Origin of the sequence: Victivallis vadensis (genome assembly GCF_003096415.1) — a bacterium.
GTDB classification, from domain to species: domain Bacteria; phylum Verrucomicrobiota; class Lentisphaeria; order Victivallales; family Victivallaceae; genus Victivallis; species Victivallis vadensis.
Genome location: NZ_QEKH01000009.1, coordinates 131,592 through 151,186 on the forward strand (window position 1 = coordinate 131,592; position 19,595 = coordinate 151,186).

Here is a 19,595-nt window from a genome sequence, read left to right on the forward strand (position 1 = left end):
GGCTCAGACTCCCCGCCACCACAGCACAAGGCTGCGGAAGAGATAGTAGCCGAGCTTGACCCGCCCGCCGCTGAGCCGGGCGATGCCGCGCATGCCCACCTGCAGCTCCGGCAGCCGCTCGCCCGCCAGTTCCGCCCGGATGTTGTAGCTGTAAAAATTCTGTTCGGTCAGCTCCGGGTAACGCCGGATCGACAGGATTTTCCCCACGATCGGCAGCTCCGGGCTGGTGTGCAGAAACAAAGTCGACGAGGGCGACTGCTCCAGGATCGCCGAATCCTTTTCCGGCACCATGATTTCGGCGGCGACGCCGTCGGAGCCGAAGATGTCGAATTCCTTGTCGCCGGCGCGCAACGCGCGGCCGGTGAGCTTGTCGGCGCTGCCGTCGGCGAGCGCGAGCATTCCGGTGATCGGAGCGCGTACTACGCTGTTCTCGATGAACCATTTCGCCTCCCCGATCGCGACCGCGGCCTGTTCCCGGCGCAGCGCGAGCAGCTTGGCGCGGGCGAGCTTTTCCGGATCGGTGAACGCGGCCTTGGACTCCTGCTCGTATTCCGCATCCGCCGTGCGGAAAGCCGCTTCCGCGGCGGCGAGCTGGAACTGCATGCGTTCGGTGTCGTACTCCAGGATCACCGTCCCGGCCTCGACTTTCGAACCGTCCTTGACATGACACTTGCGGACCACGGAGTCGAACTTCGAATAGGCGCTGAATGTCGTTTTCGGCTTCAGCACGAATTCCGCCGCGATGTTGTTGTCCACGCTGACCGTGAACAGCGCAACGAGGAACAGCAGCAGCAAGCCGAGCAGGATGTTCCGGGGACGCAGCAGCCGCTTTCGCTTCCACGGCCTTCCGCCGCCGGCGGTGAAACTCCACAGCGCGCTGCCGTACTCATCCGCCAGCAGCCCGGTCGAGGTCTTCACATGCGGCGGCACCGCCCCGTTGAACTCCATGATCCACAAATAGGGATGGGCTTTCGAGCCGGGGATGCGCGGAGAGGAGAGCGGCACCACATAGAGCCGCCGCCGTTCGCCCAGCACCGCCTGAAAGGCCCGCCGCGCCGCTTCCGACGGCGCGAGCCGGTCGATATCGGCCGCTGAAATCTCCTGCGGAGCTTCGATTTTCAACACCGAAGCGATCAGCCTGATATTGTTCGCATACTCCGAATGACTGTTGACCTCCACCTGGCTCATCTCCGCCAGAATCCGGGGCGCGGCGCCGTCGGCGGCAACCAGGCAGGAGCGCACGTACTGCACCAGCGGACGCGAATTGTTGACGATATGAACCGCCAGCGATTTCAGGTCCGGCTGAAGCACGGCGTCATGGCTGAGCCGCAGGATTCCCCCCATCGCCTGAAGCCGCGCTTTCAGTTCGAGGTTTTCCCGCTGAATGTTATTCTCCGGCATCTTTGCTGATCTCCTGCAGGACGCCCGACATGCCCGCCGTCAATATATGATCGGCGTTGTCGATCAGCGCCTTGATTTCAAAGGTTTCACTGCGATGGTCGGCCCGTGCCGCGATTTCGTGGACGACGCCGGAGGCGACGGTGCCGGTCTCATTGATCCGGAGCCGCACCGGGTCCCCCAGCCCGATCTTCGGCAGGTCCGCCGAGGGCAGGTGCAGGACCGCCAGCAGCCGGTTGTCGTCGATGATGCTCAGGATCGGCTGGCCGTTGCGGACCGTTTCGAATTCCCGGGTCAGAATCTTTTCCACCCGGCCCGCGAACGGAGCCTTCAACGTGCAGTACGTCAACTGGAGCGCGGCATTGTCGCGCTCGGCCTCCGCCGTGTCGAACCGGGATTCGGCGATCTGCAGCTCCAGCTCCTTGCGCTTCACCTCCAGTTCGCTCTGCAGCGACTCCTTGAAGAGAACGGAGAAATCTTCGAGCTGCTTCCGGGCGAAATCAAGGTTTCCCCTGCCCTCTTTCAGGGCGGCGGCGGCGCGCTTGAACTGGTTTTCCCGCTCCTGCCGGTCCAGTTCAAGCAGCGGCTCCCCCTCCTTGAACCGCTCCCCCGGCGCGAACCGGTACCGGATGATGACTCCGTCGATGCGGCTGGAAAGCACCGCTTCACGCATCGGGAACAGCACGGCCTTCACCGGCAACGCCCGGTATGCGTCATCGGCGGCAAGAGCCGGCCAGAGCGCCGCCAGGCAGAGCGCCGCCGGCAGGATGCGAAACCGCTTTCTCATGGCTCGGCCGGGACCGGAACGGCCGGAGCAGCTTCCGCCGGATTCTCTTCCGGCGCAATCAGCTCGGCGGCTTCGGATTCCCGCTCCAGTTCGGCTTGCGCGGCCTCCGTCTGCAGATTGATCTTCTCCGCTTCACGCAGGGCTTCCTCTTTCTGTTCGGCCAGCTCTTTCTCGGCGCGGATTCTGGCCGCGTCGATCTCCGCCTTCAGCGAAGTGACTTCCTCGGTGCCGAGGTTGCGCACGCCGAGCACGTTCAGCATGCGGTAGTAGGCGATGTAATAGTTGCTGCGGGCGAAGATGCTGTCCACTTCGGTCTCGGCGGTGGCCAGGCGGATGTGGTCGAGCTCCAGCTGGGAGAGCGCGCCGGTGACCTTCTGGTTCCGAAGGGAGTTGTTCAAATTCCGGTTGTAGATCCGGTAGACGCGCTCGTTGATCTCGAACCGCTCCTTGCTTTCAAGGATGTTGGCGTGGGCCATGCGGACCTGCGCCATGATGCCGATCGCCTTGGCGTAGGTGTGCATCTCCTGGCTGTCGACCTGGGCCGAATAGGCGCGGTAACGGTAGATCATCTGCGGAGTTTTCAGCAGGTTGTAGGCGGCGCGGATGCCGATCTCCCACCAGCTCTGGTGGTAGAGGAAGGAGTTGTTGCTGTTGGTGAAGTCGAGGAAGATCCGCACGTTCGGGAACATCATCAGAATGGTCTTGCGGCACTCGATCACGTTGATGTGCTTGTTGATGTCGCTCTCATAGAGTTCGGGCCGCTGCAGCATCGCGATCTGTTCCATCGTGGTGATCTCCGGCAGTTCGATCTCCGGCAGCTTTTCAAGCAGCGCATCGTCGACCTTGATGTTCGCATTGGGATAGTAGCCCAGCAGCGAACGCAGCTCCACGCAGGCGTTTTCGTAGCTGCGGACGTAGTTGGTCAGCCGTTTTTCCATCTCCACGAAGCGGCGGGTCTCGTCATAGGCGCGGAACGGGGTGATGATCTGGGCGTCGGCCAGCTTCTCGATCAGGTCGTAGCGGTGACGGCACTGTTCGAGCAGATCGGTGGTGATCCGGATCGAACGCTGGGCCGCCGCGACCTGGAAATAGGCGCGGACCACGTCGAGCGTCAGGTTCTGCGCGGCTCGTTCGGTATAGTATTCGCGCATCAGGTGGCGGTCGTTCGCCTGCTGGGTGTTGAACCACGCCAGGCCGAAGTCGAGCACGCTGAGCGCGAGATCGACATTGAAGTAGTTGATCGTCCGGTCCTGGCTGGTGCTGGCGCCGTAAGTCATACCGTCGTCCTTGATCTTCCGGCTGCTGGAGCCGGGAGTATTGTCGCGGTCGGTCAGGGTGTTGTTGAAGTTGAGTTCGGGCAGCATGCCGAGCATCTCGGCGGTCCGGTTTTCACGGGCGACAGCCTCTTCGAGCTGGAAGACCTTCAGGTCGAGGTTGTGCTCCAATGCGATCCGGATGCAGTCGGTCAGGTTGTACACCTTTCCCTGTTCCAACTCCCGGAGCTGGGCTTTTTCAAAATGTTTCACGGTATATTCCGCGCGTTCGGTACGGTAATCATCCGCCGTCATGCACCCTTCCAGAAACATGCCGAGCATGACCGCCGACAGACAGACCGTACAATTGCGTTTATTCATCCTGGTATTCCTTACTTTTTGTGTTTATTTTTTCTTTGTTGGTTGATAATAAATCTCAAGAATGCAATAGTGGTTATATTTTGAAATATAAGCGATCTTTATGTAAAAATAACTTCCCTTTCTATTTTTTTGCCATATTTTTTTATTTTCAATGGAAGATTAATCTTCTATTTCTCACTTAACATTCTTAATATAAAGGAGCTAAAAAAATTAAAACACCATTCCTCCAAAACTTGCCTTTTACTCGATGCAGTGCTATATTTTCATATTCATCTTTACATTATACATGATATGTGAAGAAAAAATATAAGATCATACAGCTTATTTTACATATATTTTGCACATTCAAGGTTGATTTTTACCCATTTCGTTGTATTTGTGATTCTGTAAGCCCCCTTGCCGGCGAGCCCGTATCAGTCCGGCACAGGGAAAATCTGCGGTTTCGGAGCGAACCGTCTCTTATATACATACATTTTAATCCATTTCAAATAACCCGGAGTACAATCATGATCTATCGCTTGGAAGACCGCGTTTTATTCGAGGCCGCTGCGGCCGTCGAAGCCGCATACGCCGACGAGGCGCAGAATCAAACCGACAATGCAGAGCAAACCGAAGGCGCCGAACAGAGCGAAGCCGAAAAGTATGCGGCGGCAGCCGGCCCCGGCCCGGACAACAATGCGGATTCCTCCTCCGCCGCCTCCTGCCCGGGGGCGGCCGGTCCGGCACAGGACGGCCCCGATGCCGAACAATCCGGCGACACCGAACTGATTCTGATCTTCGGCGACGCGGAGGGTGCGGACCAGCTCGCGGAACAGGCCGGCGACAATGTGATCGTAATCCGGTTCGACGGCGACGAGACCGGCGCGGAAGTCCTCGACAGGATCGCGGAGGCGCTGGACGGACGCACCGTCGACCGGGCCGTGATCGTCTCCGCCGCCGAAGCGGACTCCGATTTCCGGGACGGGCTTCAGGCCCATCTCGGTGAAAACGCCGAAGTCGATGTGCTCAACCCCGGCTCCGAAAGCTATTCCGACGAATTTGCCGCCCTGATGGAGGATTTCTCCGCCGAACAGGACGACGGCGAAGAACAGGTCCGGTTCGCCCCCGAAACGGAGCAGGAGTCGGAGAGCGGCCGCCGTGAACTGGTGATCATCGGCTCCGAAGTCAAGGATGCGGACAAGATCGCCGCCGAATTCGGCGACAACACCGACGTCCTTTACCTCGACGGCGACAGAAGCGCGCTCGACCAGATCAACGAATTTCTCGACAACGCCGACGATCAGTATGACGCAATCCGGATTTTCTCCCACGGCAACGCCGGTTACCTCTATTTGAACGGCGAAGTGATCGACTCCGACTACGTCGCGGAGAACCGCGACGCATTCGCCGCCATCGGAGAGCATATCACCGAAAACGGCGACCTGCTGCTCTACAGCTGCAATCTCGCCGAAAACGATGCGGGCAAGGCGCTGGTCTACCAGTTGGCCGACATCACCGGCGCGGATGTCGCCGCTTCGGTCGACTCCACCGGAATCGGCGGCGACTGGGATCTCGAATATACGGCCGGCCCGATCGAATCCGTGAACATCAGCGTCGGCGATTACGGCCATTCTCTGGTCGCGGTTTCCAACCAGACGGAGCTGCAGACTGCCCTGACCGGCGGCGCCGGCAGCATCACGATCGCAAATGATTTCGACATCGATACCACCATCACGGTTTCGGCGGACGTCGATATCGACGGCGGCAATTACACCCTGACCTGGACCGGAGCCGCCGGCGGAACCATGTTCAACATAGGCGCGAACCTCACCGTGACCGTCAGCAGCCTCACGCTGGACGGCGGCACCGTCTACGAAGCGGACGGCACCGTCGCGGCGGGAAACGGAGGCGCCCGGATCATGAACGTCGGGGCCAATACGGCCGTCACCCTGACCGGCATCACCATGCACAACGGGTATGCCGCCGGGAACGGCGGAGCGGTCAACGCCGCCGCCGGAAGCACGCTGGTCATCTCCGGAGGCGACTACAGCGGCAACTATGCGACCGGGCGCGGCGGCGCGATCTATTCCGCCGGAGGCATCGATGTGCAGGGGAACGGCACGGGCTTTACCGGCAACCGGGCCGGAGGCGGCGGCGCGATCGCAATCGCCGGGGCCTCCTCCTCGCTGACCATCTCCGGCGACAATACGGTATTCCGCGACAACCAGGCGGGAGCCGCCCCCGAAACCGGCGGAGAAGGCGGCGCGATCAACATCAGCGGCGGAGCGACGCTGACCATCTCCGGCACCGGCACGGTCATCTCCGGCAACCGGGGCATGGGTTACGGCGGCGCGGTCTATTCGGGAAGCGCCGCGGACACCATCCTGATCAGCGGCGATTCGACCCGGTTCCTGAACAACGAAGCCTTCCGGCACAAGAACGGGCTCGGCGGCGCGATCTTCTTCGCCGGCAACCTGACCATCACCGGCAGCGACATCCTGTTCCAGGGAAACAAGTCGGTCACGGCGGCCGATGCCGACGGCGGCGCGATCTCCGGGCAGCCCGGCTCCGTGCTTTACATCGACGCGCCCAACATCAAGTTCATCGGCAATCAGGCCAACAACTACGGCGGCGCGATCTACACGCAGGGGGTCATCACGATCACCGCGGCCAGCAAAGCGCTGTTCCACCAGAACCAGATTGTCGGAGTCACCTTCGGCAGCAACGGCGGCGGCGCGATCTACGTGACCCAGCGCAACGCCGATCCGCAGCTGGTCTCCTCGATTGAAAACGTCACTTTTACGCAAAACTCCGTTTCCAACGGCGGCGTCGGCGGGGCGGTCCTGCTCCACGGCGCTTACCTGAAGATCACGGAGTGCATCTTTACCGAAAACACCGCAACCAGTTACGGCGGCGCAATCGGCGTCGGCTACTGGAGCGCCAGCCAGAACTGGGGCAAGGCCGAGGTGATCGACAGCACTTTCACCGGAAACAGCGCGAACTACGGCGGCGCGATCAGCTCCTACGGCTCCTACAAGGGCTACGGCGAAGTTTCGGTGACCGGCAGCACCTTCACCGGGAACACCGCAGCCAACAGCGGCGGAGCGATCTACCACACCTCCGCGCGGGAGTTCATCCTCGTCGATTCGACCTTCACGCAGAACCGCGCCAACGGCGCCTCCGCGTCCTACGGCGGCGGCGCAATCTACACCAATAAAGCGATGACGGTCAAAGAGAGCACCTTCAGCGGCAACAGCGCGACCAACGGCGGCGTGATTTTCGCAACGGGTTCGGCAGCCGTGGTCACACTCGACGGCGCCACGCTCGGCGGCAGCGTTGCGGACGCGAACAGCGCGGTTACCGGCGGCGGCGTGTACCTGACCAGCGGAGCAGGCCTGAATATGGTGAACGGTTCGGTGATCAGCCACAACTCCGCCTCGTCCGGCGGCGGCGTCGCGGTGGTGACCACCTCGACCTTCTCCTCTTACACGAGTACGATCACCTCGGACAGCACCAGCTCCATCCACAGTAATTCCGCAACCGGTTCCGGAGGCGGCATTTATGCGTCCGGCCCGAAATTGACGCTGGTGCTGGACGGCGTGACGCTCGGCGGCGCGGCGGGCAAGGGAAACATCGCGCGGGACGGCGGCGGCATCGCGTTGGCCTCCGCGACGGTGCTGAGCATCGACGACACCAGCGTGATCAGCCATAACGCCGCAACCGGAAACGGCGGCGGCATCCATGTGGCGTCCGGACTCGGCCTGACGCTGGCGGACGGCTTCAACATCAACAGCAACACGGCCCAATACGGCGGCGGCATTTATATGGTCTCCGGCGCGCTGGCGATCACGGGGCCGGGCACTTTCTCCGGCAACACCGCTTCGATCAGCGGAGGCGGCATCTACAGCAGCGCCGGAACCGTGTCGCTGGCCGGTTCGGGCAGCGGACTGGTTTTCACCGGCAATATCGCCAAAGGAACCGGCACCGACACCGGCGGCGGCGCGGTCTACCACAAGGGGGCGATGACCGTCACCGGCAACGTGCAGTTCATCGGCAACAAGGCCCATGCCGGAGCGCAGGTGCAGACCGGCACGGACCGGTACGGATACGCCATCTACAACTGGGGCGGCAGCGGCGGCGCGATCTTCTCCGCCGGGAGCCTGACCATCCGCGACGGCGACGTGCTCTTTGAGGGCAACGTCGCCGCCGGGACCGGCTACGGCTACGGCGGCGGCGCGGTCTTCGCCGGAAGCGGGGTGAACCTGAGCGGAAAAGTCACCTTCCGGGACAATCTGGCAACAGCCGACGCCTCGACCCGGGTCGACACCATCCGACGCACCATCTTCGGAACCAACATCGATACGGCGGTCTACTCCACCGGCGGCGACGGCGGCGCGATCTACCTCGCCGGCGGTTCGCTGAAGATCGACGCCGCAGACGCCGATTCGATCGTCTTCGACGGCAACATCGCCAAGGGGCGCAACGGCGGCGGCGCGGTCTACATGGCGGTGAGCACCTCCACGACGATCACCGGAACCGGCGAAGTGCTTTTCACCCGAAATGGCGCGCCCGACGATCCCAGCGACTACAGCGTGGGCGGCGCTTTCTTCTGCGACCGCAGCACCGTGCTGACCATCACCAACAGCAACACCGCCTTTATCGAAAACTACGCGGAGAACTTCGCCGGAGCGATCCATTCGTACAGCAATGTGACGATTCACGGCGAAGCCGGCAATTACATCCTGTTCAAGGGGAACTACGTCCTCGGCAACAACAGCGTCCGAACCGGCGGCGGCGCGATCGAAATCCAGCAGGGAGTGCTGGACGCCCGGTACGTCCGGTTTGAAGGCAACAGCGTCTACAAAACCTCGGCCAGCACCTCCTACGAGGCGTACGGCGGTGCGGTGTTCATCTGGTCCAACTACTTTGGGCCGAGCTACATCGATCACTGTGAATTCGTGGATAACTCCGCCCAGTTCGGCGGCGCGCTCTACGTCGGCTGGCGGCACGACCAGTTCACCGGCCAGGGTAATGTGATTGTATCGGAGAGCGTCTTCGACGGCAACCGCGCCGTCGCCCTGATGCGCAACACCTCCACCGGCGTCATCACCGAAAATACCTCCCTTGCCGCCGACGGCGGCGCGATCGGTCTCGGTACAGGCGGAAGCGTCTCCGACTGTGCCTCCGCCGGCAAGCTGACGCTGAGCGGCGAAAATACCTTCACGAACAACCTGGCCATATCCGCCAAAACCGGCCGGGGCGGAGCCATTTTCGTATCGTGGAACGAGTACAAACACCTCAACAGCAACCTCACCACCACCAGAATCATGACCTGCGGCGAACTCATCTTCGCCGATGGCGCAAACACCGTCTTCACCGGCAACGAGGCGACCGACGGCGGCGCGATCTACCTGCAGACCACCGGTGTGCTGACACTGGGCGGCGGCGCGGTCTACACCTTCACCGACAATGCCGCTTCCCGGAACGGCGGCGCGATCTATTTCGACGTCGCAGCCTCCGGTGAGGCTGAGAAAACCCTGACCGGCATGACCTTCACCGACAACACCGCCGGATCGGACGGCGGAGCCATCTACTCGGCGCGCGCCTTTACGGTCTCCGGCGCCGCGGTATTCAACGGCAACAACGCCGGAGCAAGCGGCGGCGCGATCTACGCGACCGGCGCGGCGGCGGTCGTAACGCTGGACGGAGTCACGATCGGCGGTTTCGACGCAGTCAACAACGTCGGCCTCGGCAACAGTGCGAAGTACGGCGGCGGCGTCGCGCTGGCGGCGGGAGCAAAGCTGGCGATGGTCAACAATGCTGTGATCAGCTATAACACGGCCTCCTCCGACGGCGGCGGCATCCATGCGGCGGCGGGAACCACCCTGACGCTCACCTCCGGCAGCGTCAGCAACAACGCGGCCAACGGCGGCAACGGCGGCGGCATCTGGACCGCGACCTCGGTGACGATCGATTCGGCCCTGACGCTGGCCAACAACGCCGCGCTGGCCGGCTACGGCGGCGCGATCTACGGCAGCGGTTCAGCAGCGATCACCCTGGACGGCGCGCTGATCGGCGGCGCGGCTGCAACCGCGAACAGCGCGAAATTCGGCGGCGGCGTCGCCCTGGCCGATACTGCCGCGCTGACTCTGCTGAACAGCGCCGTGATTTCCCATAACACAGCAACCGACGGCGGCGGCATTTACGCTTCCGCCGGAACCGGCCTGACCCTGACCTCCGGCCGGGTGACCAACAATGCGGCCACCGGCAACGGCGGCGGCATCTACGCGGCGACCTCGTTCACGCTGGGCGGCGGCGCGGCGGTGCGGAACAACAGCGCGGCCAACGGCGGCGGCATCTACGCAGACGGCGCTTCCGTCACCGTGACGGTGAACGGCGGCGTGGTCGGCGGAACCGGCGCCGCCGATGCGAACACCGCCACTTACGGCGGCGGCGTCTTCCTGAACAACGGGGCGAACCTGACCCTGACCGGCGGTCTGGTCACCTACAACACCGCAACCTGCGGCGGCGGCGTCGCGGTCGGAGCGAACAGCGCCAGCACAATCACCGCGACCGGCGCGAGCAACATCGGCTACAATACGGCCACCCGTTACGGAGGCGGCATCTACATCGGCAGCGGCGCGAATGCGAACGTGACCGGAGCGACCGTCTCCCGCAACGCGGTGACTCTCGCCACGAATCTGGGTTCCGGCGGTCCGGGCGGCGGCGGCGTATACATCGCCGGCGGTTCCAAGGTAACCCTGACCGATGTGAAGGTCAATCATAACACGGTGACCGCCCTCTCCAACAAGGACGGAGCCGGCGGCGGCGGCATCATGATCGGGCTGAACGGCACCGGCGGCGAAGTCACCATCACCGGTGCGTCGGAGATCAACAGCAATGTCGTCACAGTTGGAACCGGCAAGGCTTCCGGCATCCATTGCGGCGGCGGAGGCATCCTGCTGCAGCGGGGCAAGCTGTTCATCACCGGCACCACGCAGATCAATAACAACGAAGCCGGCCACGGCAGCGCGATCAAGGTCCAGTGCGACGACGACGGCGCGGGCGGCGGCCTGTTCATCGGCGGCAGCGGTACCGACAGCGTCGTGATCAGCGGGAACCACAATCAGAACCAAGTCGCCGAAGGCGGCTCCCAGATGGGCGCCGCAATCACCCTGATCCAGGGAATCGCGGACCTGAAAAACGTGACGCTCGACAACAACCACAACTATCACAACAACGGCCTCGGCGGCGGTTTCCTGATCGGCGCGGGTTCGAAGGGAGCGACCATCTCCGACTCCGTGATCAGCAACAACAGCGCGGCGGGCAGCGGCGGCGTCTACATCAATAAAAACCGGCTCACGATCGGCGACAATGTCAAAGTCCATGACAATGAGGCGAAAGCGCTTGCGTTCGGCTACGGACGCGGCGGCGGCATCAACGCGAACAACGAGTCCACGCTGACCATCACCGGCAAAAACGTCGAAATCTACAATAATATCGCACGGTGCAGCCTGTACGGCAGCGGCGGCGGCATCTATCTGATCGATTCGGATCTCACGATTGCAGCCGGTTCCGGCGTTTCCATCTACAACAACCAGGGACCGCTCGGCGGCGGCATCGCGATCGACCGCACCTGCAATGTGGAAATCCACGATGCGAAAATCCACGACAACACCGCAACCAGCAACGGCGGCGGCATTTACATCGCAGGCGGCCGCAGCGGAGCGCTGGCCGGCGGTCCTGCGGTAAAGCTGGGCGGAACCACGGAGATCTACGGCAATACCGCCAACAACGGGGCGGGCGTCTATCTCGGCGGCAGCGCCACCTACCTGACTTCGCTGACCATTACGGACCAGACGGATATCCACGACAACAATACCACCGGCGGCACCTCCCGGAACGGCGGCGGCATCTACGTCGCGGGGCGGGGGATTCTGGTCGTCAACAGCGCCGACGTGAAAATCCGGGACAACACGGCGGGCGGCCACGGCGGCGGCATCTATATCGCCGCCAACGGCAACGTCACCTTGTCCGCCGGAACGCTCTCCGGCAATTCGGCGCTGACCGGAAACGGCGGCGGCATCTGGACCGGAGCGGCGTTGACGCTCGACGACAACTTCGCGGTGATCTCGAACAGCGCGCTCAAGGGCAACGGCGGCGGTATTTTCGCTTCCGGCACCGGTGCATCGCTGACGCTCGACGGCGCGATCATCGGCGGCAGCGCGGCGAATGCGAATACCGCGCTGAATGGCGGCGGTGTGGCGCTGGCCTCTTCCGCGAAGCTGGCCATGATCAATGGAGCGGTGATCTCCCACAATACCGCAACGACTGACGGCGGCGGCATTTACGCGGCATCCGGCACCGGCCTTGTCTTAACCTCCGGTCGCGTCTCCGACAACACCGCAGCCGGCGGTTCGGGCGGCGGCATCTGGAGTGCGGCCTCCTTCTCGCTCGACGCGAATTTCTCGGTCGCCCGGAACAGCGCGGCCAAAGGAAACGGCGGCGGCATCTATGCGACCGGTTCTTCGGCGACGGTCACCCTGAACGGCGCGACCATCGGCGGCAGCGCCGCAAATGCCAACACCGCCTTGAACGGTGGCGGCGTGGCGCTGGCCTCCGGTGCGAAGCTTGAAATGGTCAACAATGCGGTGATCAGCTACAACACCGCGGCGACCCACGGCGGCGGTCTTTACGCCGACGGCGGCGCGGTGTCGCTGGCTTCCGGTTCGATCCACCACAACACGGCGACCAGCGGCAACGGCGGCGGCATCTGGACCGCCCGCTCCCTGACGCTGGGCAGCGGCGTCAGCGTCTATTTGAATACCGCCTCCAACAGCAGCGGCGGCGGCATTTACGCAACCGGAGCCACTGCGGCGGTCACCCTGAACGGCGCGACCGTCGGCGGCAGCGCGGGGAACGGAAACTCGGCGGTGAACGGCGGCGGCGTGGCGCTCGTCTCCGGCGCAAAGCTCGCAATGACCGCCGGAGCGACGATTTCGTACAACACCGCGACCAACCGGGGCGGCGGCATCTTCGCCGACAACGCGGATTCGACCGTGACGGTTGCTGGCGGCTTCATCGACCGCAACTCGGCCGCCTACCAGGGCGGCGGCATCTACGTCGGCAACGGCGCGGAGGTCAACCTCACCGATACGAGCGTCTCCCATAACTCCGTGAGCGGCTCCACCAGCGGCGGCGGCGGCATCATCGTCGCCGGCGGCGCCGTGACGATCACGGGAGCCTCCCATATCGACGGCAATACGGTCGCGAACACCGCCGGCAGCACGGCGGAAACCGGCGGCGGCGCGCTCCTGCTCAAGAGCGGATCGGTCACGATCTCCGGCACGACGACCCTGTCGAACAACGTCGCCAATAACGGCAGCGCAATCAAAACCTACGGCGGCGTCCTCACTGTCGGCGGCAACACCGGCGATCATATCGTGATCGACGGCAACACCAACGGCGGCGGACACCAGTGGGGTGCCGCGCTGCTGCTCGAAGCCGGTTCCGGCACGATCGCCGACGCTGAAATCTCGAACAACGTCAACAGCCATGCTTCCGGCATGGGCGGCGGCATTCTGGTCGGGAAGAATATGGGCGCATTCACCGTCTCCGATACGAAAATCCACCACAACACGGCGGCGGGCGGCGGCGGCATCTACATCAACGACAACGGGAACCTGAGTTTCGGCGACAATGTGAAGATTTACTCCAACGTCGCCAAGGCGAACAACAATTCCCAGGGGCGCGGCGGCGGCATCAACATCAACAATCAGGGCAGCCTGATCATCGACGGCGTCAAGGGGCTTGAAATCTACGACAACGTATCCGAAGCGACCCTGACGGACGGCGATCCGATCGGCGGCGGCGGTATTTACGTGCTTGACAGTGCGCTGTCGATCACGAATTCCGAAGCCTCCATCTATGGAAACAGCGCAATCAACGGCGGCGGCGTCTTCGCCTGCCGGAACAGCGTGGTAACCCTTGACGGCGTCCTGATCTACCAAAACAGCGCAGTGGACGGCGGCGGTGTTTTCGTGAACGCCGGACGCGACGGCACCTACGGCTGCAACGGAGGCGCCCTCACGCTGAGCGGTGAGACGAAAATTTATGAAAATACGGCTTCGAACCACGGCGCGGGCTTGTATGTACATGCCAACACGGTCGGTGTCGGAACCGCGACCATAACCGGAGACGTACAGATTTACGACAACGTTGCTTCCGGCAGCGGCGGCGGCATCTACGTTTCGAGCCTCGCCGTGCTGACGGTCGACGGCACCGACACGGCCGTTCGCGGCAACAGTGCGGCCAACGGCGGCGGCCTCCATATTTCCGCCGGGTCTGTTGTGACGTTCGGAACCGTGTCGATAGCGGGTAACACTGCAACCACCGGCGACGGCGGCGGCATCTGGACCGCGGAATCGCTGACCATCGGAACAATATCACGATCACTTCGAACAGCGCGGCCAACGGTTTGGGAGGCGGCATCTACGCCGCCGGTTCCGGTGTAACCATCACACTTGACGGTGCGGTAATCGGCGGAAGCGTGGCGGAGGCCAACTCCGCGAAGTCCGGCGGCGGCGTGGCGCTGACAGCCGGCGCTTCCCTGCGGATGCTCAATGCATCGGTCATCACTTACAACACCGCAGTCGATGGCGGCGGTGTCTACGCTTCCGCCGATTCGACTTTGAACCTGACCTCGGGAAGCATCAGCAACAACACCGCAACCGGCAATGGCGGCGGCATCTGGACTGCTGCGGATATGACACTGGCGGCAGATTTCACCGTCACCGGCAACCCTGCCGGAAACGGTGGCGGCATCTATGCCTCCGGTACTGCCAAAGTCACCCTGAACGGCGCATCCCTCAACGACAACACCGCAACAGCCAACGGTGGCGGCATTTACCTTGCCACCGGCACCGCGCTCGAAATGCAGAATAGTTCCACCGTCAACACTAACAGCGCCCTGAACGGCGCAGGCGTTTATGCCGAAGCAGGATCAACCCTGACGCTGACCTCCGGTAACATCAGCAACAACACCGCAACCGGCAATGGCGGCGGCATCTGGACTGCAGCGGATACGACACTGGCGACCGGTTTCACCGTCACCGGCAACACTGCCGGAAACGGTGGCGGCGTATACGCCTCCGACAGCGCTAGAGTCATCCTGAACGGCGGAACACTCAACAGAAACACCGCAACTTACAGCGGCGGAGCTCTTTACCTCGCGAACGGTACTTCACTTGAGATGCTGAATAATTCCACCGTCAGCACCAACAGTGCAGCTAACGGCGCAGGCGTTTATGCCGAAGCAGGATCCACCCTGACGCTGACTTCCGGCAGCATCAGCAACAATACCGCAACCGGCGATGGTGGCGGTATCTGGACAGTAGCGGATGTGACACTGGCGGCAGATTTCACCGTCACCGGCAACACAGCCGGAAACGGTGGCGGCATCTACGCTTCCGGTACTGCCAAGGTCACCCTGAACGGCGCGGCTATCAGCGGCAACACCACAACCACCAGTGGCGGAGGTCTTTACCTCGCCACCGGCACCGCGCTCGAAATGCTGAATAGTTCCACCGTCAGCACCAACAGCGCCCTGAACGGCGCAGGCGTTTATGCCGAAGCCGGGTCCACCCTGACGCTGACCTCCGGCAGCGTCGGCAACAATACCGCAACCGGCGACGGCGGCGGCATCTGGACTGCTGCGGATATGACACTGGCGGCAGATTTCACCGTCACCGGCAACACTGCGGCCAACGGTGGCGGTATCTACGCTTCCGGTACTGCCAAGGTCACCCTGAACGGCGCGGCTATCAGCGGCAACACCACAACCACCAGTGGCGGAGGTCTTTACCTCGAGAACGGTACTTCACTCGAAATGCTGAATGGCTCCACGATCAGTACCAACAGTGCAGCTAACGGTGCAGGCGTTTATGCCGAAGCAGGATCCACCCTGACGCTGACCTCCGGTAACATCAGCAACAACACCGCAACCGGCAATGGCGGCGGTATCTGGACTGCAGCGGATACGACACTGGCGACCGGTATCACCGTCTCCGGCAACATTGCCGGAAACGGCGGCGGCATCTATGCCTCCGGTACTGCCAAAGTCACCCTGAACGGTGCAGCCCTCAGCGGAAACACCGCAACTGCCAGCGGCGGAGGTCTTTACCTCGCAAACGGTACTTCACTCGAGATGCTGAATGGTTCCACAATCAGCACCAACAGTGCAGTTAACGGCGCAGGCGTTTATGCCGAAGCAGGATCCACCCTGACGCTGACCTCCGGTAGCATCAGCAACAACACCGCAACCGGTGACGGCGGTGGCATCTGGACAGCAGCGGATATGACACTGGCGACCGGTATCACCGTCTCCGGCAACATTGCCGGAAACGGCGGCGGCATCTATGCCTCCGGTACTGCCAAAGTCACCCTGAACGGCGCATCCCTCAACGACAACACCGCAACAGCCAACGGTGGCGGCATTTACCTCGCCACCGGCACCGCGCTCGAAATGCAGAATAGTTCCACCGTCAACACTAACAGCGCCCTGAACGGCGCAGGCGTTTATGCCGAAGCAGAATCAACCCTGACGCTGACCTCCGGCAGCATCGGCAACAATACCGCGACCGGCAACGGCGGCGGTTTGTGGACTTCCGGAATCGCAGTGATCAGTCCTGATTTCACGGTCACGGAAAACCGGTCCGTCAACGGAGCGGGAGTATACGCAGCCGGTCCGGGCAAGGTAACTGTTGACAGCGGCAGAATCTATTCCAATATCGCGACCGGCAACGGTGGCGGTGTATACCTGACGGCTGGAGCCGCGTTTGAAATGTTGAACAGCGGCAACATCTACAGCAACGCCGCGGTCCACGGTGGTGGCGTGTATGCCGATTCCGGTTCGATTCTGACGCTGACCTCCGGCAACATCTCCGGCAATACCGCGACCGGCGACGGCGGCGGCATCTGGAGCGCAACCGACATTGCGCTCGCAACCGGCTTTACTGTAACCGGAAACAGCGCGGTTAACGGCGGCGGAGTCTACGCCTCCGGTACAGCCAAAGTCACCTTGAACGGCGCAGCTATCAGCAGCAACACCGCAACTGCCGATGGCGGTGGCATTTATCTTGCCAACGGCACTTCACTCGAGATGCTGAATAATTCCACCGTCAGCACCAACAGCGCCCTGAACGGCGCAGGCGTCTACGCTGAAGCCGGGTCTATCCTGATGCTGAACTCCGGCAGCATCAGCAATAATACTGCCACCGGCGACGGCGGCGGCATCTGGACCGCAACCGACATCGCGCTCGCAACCGGCTTTACTGTAACCGGAAACAGCGCGGTTAACGGCGGCGGAGTCTACGCCTCCGGCAATGCAAAGGTTACATTGAACGGCGCAGCTATCAGCAGCAACACCGCAACTGTCGATGGCGGTGGCATTTATCTTGCCAACGGCACTTCACTCGAGATGCTGAATGGCTCCACGATCAGCGCCAACAGTGCGGCCAACGGTGCAGGCGTCTACGCTGAAGCCGGGTCCACGCTGGCACTGAACTCCGGCAGCATCAGCAATAATACTGCCACCGGCGACGGCGGCGGCATCTGGACCGCAACCGACATCGCGCTCGCAACCGGCTTTACTGTAACCGGAAACAGCGCGGTTAACGGCGGCGGAGTCTACGCCTCCGGCAATGCAAAGGTTACATTGAACGGCGCGACCATCAGTGGTAACACAGCGAGCAGCAATGGCGGTGGCATTTATCTTACCAATGGCACTTCACTTGAGATGCTGAATGGCTCCACGATCAGCGCCAACAGTGCAGCCAACGGCGCAGGCGTCTACGCAGAAGCCGGGTCAACCCTGACGCTGACCTCCGGCAGCATCAGCAATAATACAGCCACCAGCGACGGTGGCGGCATCTGGACCGCAACCGACATCGCACTCGCAACCGGCTTTACTGTAACCGGAAACAGTGCGGTTAACGGCGGCGGAGTCTACGCCTCCGGCAGTGCGCTGATCACCATCGACGAGGGTGGAAACATCGACCTCAATACTGCGGCGAATGGCGGCGGCATTTACCTTGCCGGTTCTTCCGTTCTGGCGGTAAACGGCGGCAGCATCACGAACAATACCGCTTTCTCTAATGGCGGCGGTATCTACGCGGCAGCCGGGACCACCCTGAACCTCGTCTCCGGCAGTATCAGCGACAACACCGCGACCAGCGGAAACGGCGGCGGCGTCTGGACCGCAACCGGAACAACTGTAGACCGGATTTCCATCACCGGCAACCGGGCCGACAACGGATACGGAGGCGGACTCTATGCCACCGGCCCCGCCGTGGTGACGGTTTACGGCAGCATCACGTTGAACAGCGCGGCCAACGGCGGCGGCATCGCCGTCGTCGACGGCGCACAGGTCACGTTGAAGCATGATGCGGCAGTCAACCGGAATCAGGCCGCCAGCGGCGGCGGCGTCTATATCGGGAGTTCCGGCCGGTTCACGGCGGAAGATGCCTTCATCAACGGCAATATCGCCACTGCCGACGGCGGCGGCGTCTATTCCGCCGATCAGGGCTATTCGTACATCACCCGTACCCAGATCGACGGCAACCGGGCCGGCGGCGCGGGCGGCGGCCTCCATGTCGCCGGCGGCGAACTCCTGATCCACGAAACCACCGTATCGCGCAATGCCGCAGCGAATGGCGGCGGCGTTTCCATCGCGGGCGGGGAGTTCGGCGCGGTCAACTCGACCATCGGCTTCAACACCGCGACCGGCAACGGCGGCGGAGTGTTCCAGAGTGGCGGCGTCACCCGGCTCGTCAACGTGACGGTCGCGGCCGACCGCAGCGCGGGAGCCACCTCCGGAACGGGTTTCGAGCTCTCCGGCGGCGAAGCCTATTTGCTCAACAACATCATCTACGGCGACGGTCTCGCCAACGATGTGCAGTACAACGGCGGCACGCTGGATGGATTCAACAACATCTACGGCAGCTTCAGCAGCCGGAACTGGACCGGAAACATCGCGGCGACCTACCGGAACTCCTTCGGCGACGATGTCGCGCTGCGGGTGAATCCCGGAGCCGGGCGGACGGAAACCATCGCGATCCTGAGCACCTCGGACGCAGCGGCGTACGGCGTGCAGACCGGCTATACGCGCAGTTCGGACGGCACCTCGATCGATGCGATGTTCTTCCGGACAACCAAAGGCTGGCTGGAATTCGCCGGAAGCTCCGCCGATGCTCCGGAAATCGTGGTCGGCGCAGACCAGCGCCAGGTCAACGACGGCGACGGAGTCCATTACTGGGCGGGCGCCTATTCGATCGCCCCGTCGATACAGCCGCCGGTGCCGCCGCCGGTCGACCCGGAACTCCCCTGGAATATCCTCAAGGATCATTCAAATCACAAGGGATTCACACAGACTTTCGAGGATGCGCGCGGCTGCCTGGTCTACGTCTCCAGAATCGACCTGCGGCGCGTGCCGGACGGCGAATTCACAGTCCGATTCAAACCGGCCGTCCATCAGACCGAACTGAGCGACGCGCTGCGGCTTTTCGAACACAACTCAAGCGAATGGCCGGCCGAACTCGAAACCAGTGAACTTCTGCCGGTCAGGCATGAGCTGTTCCAGGATCACTTCAACCGGTCCCTGGAACAGATGGTGCACCTGCCGTCGAAATTCGCCGCTCCGGGGCATTTCGCCAACCCGGTCATCGGTCACTGATCCTCGGATCACCCGGTAAAAAACATCGGCGGACAGTTTTCAAAAACTGTCCGCCGAATTTATTCGG

At 62.5% G+C, this 19,595-nt stretch carries 5 protein-coding genes; 2 read left to right on the forward strand and 3 right to left on the reverse strand.

Annotated elements, in window-relative coordinates; genetic code table 11:
* Window positions 1-3 precede the first annotated feature (3 nt).
* Genes C8D82_RS07190 through C8D82_RS07200 form a run of 3 tightly spaced genes read right to left on the reverse strand, consistent with a single transcriptional unit; the run spans window position 4 to window position 3,819 of the window.
* Window positions 4-1,401: an efflux RND transporter periplasmic adaptor subunit gene (locus C8D82_RS07190; protein WP_116883593.1), complete on the reverse strand. Its 1,398-nt coding sequence runs from the start codon at window positions 1,399-1,401 to the stop codon at window positions 4-6.
* Window positions 1,388-2,185, reverse strand: coding sequence for an efflux RND transporter periplasmic adaptor subunit (locus C8D82_RS07195; protein WP_116883594.1), 798 nt, complete (start codon window positions 2,183-2,185; stop codon window positions 1,388-1,390). Before C8D82_RS07195 ends, C8D82_RS07190 begins: the two co-directional genes overlap by 14 nt.
* A complete protein-coding gene (locus tag C8D82_RS07200; protein WP_116883595.1) occupies window positions 2,182-3,819 on the reverse strand; it encodes a TolC family protein in 1,638 nt (545 codons plus the stop codon). Before C8D82_RS07200 ends, C8D82_RS07195 begins: the two co-directional genes overlap by 4 nt.
* 506 nt (window positions 3,820-4,325) lie before the next feature.
* Here C8D82_RS07200 and C8D82_RS07205 point away from each other — a divergent pair.
* Together C8D82_RS07205 and C8D82_RS07210 are read left to right on the forward strand one after the other, a co-directional pair.
* Window positions 4,326-14,312 (forward strand): DUF4347 domain-containing protein, encoded by a 9,987-nt coding sequence (locus C8D82_RS07205; RefSeq protein WP_116883596.1) that lies wholly within the window; start codon window positions 4,326-4,328, stop codon window positions 14,310-14,312.
* Window positions 14,276-19,528, forward strand: a complete 5,253-nt coding sequence (locus tag C8D82_RS07210; protein ID WP_116883597.1) for a beta strand repeat-containing protein — start codon at window positions 14,276-14,278, stop codon at window positions 19,526-19,528. The genes C8D82_RS07205 and C8D82_RS07210 overlap by 37 nt, the downstream gene beginning before the upstream one ends.
* The last annotated feature ends 67 nt before the right edge of the window (window positions 19,529-19,595 follow it).

Bases quoted from the DNA above. Each gene is read 5' to 3' on its own strand.
- C8D82_RS07195 (WP_116883594.1), bottom strand. From the start codon at position 2,185: ATGAGAAAGCGGTTTCGCATCCTGCCGGCGGCGCTCTGCCTGGCGGCG.
- C8D82_RS07205 (WP_116883596.1), top strand. From the start codon at position 4,326: ATGATCTATCGCTTGGAAGACCGCGTTTTATTCGAGGCCGCTGCGGCC.
- C8D82_RS07200 (WP_116883595.1), bottom strand. From the start codon at position 3,819: ATGAATAAACGCAATTGTACGGTCTGTCTGTCGGCGGTCATGCTCGGC.
- C8D82_RS07190 (WP_116883593.1), bottom strand. From the start codon at position 1,401: ATGCCGGAGAATAACATTCAGCGGGAAAACCTCGAACTGAAAGCGCGG.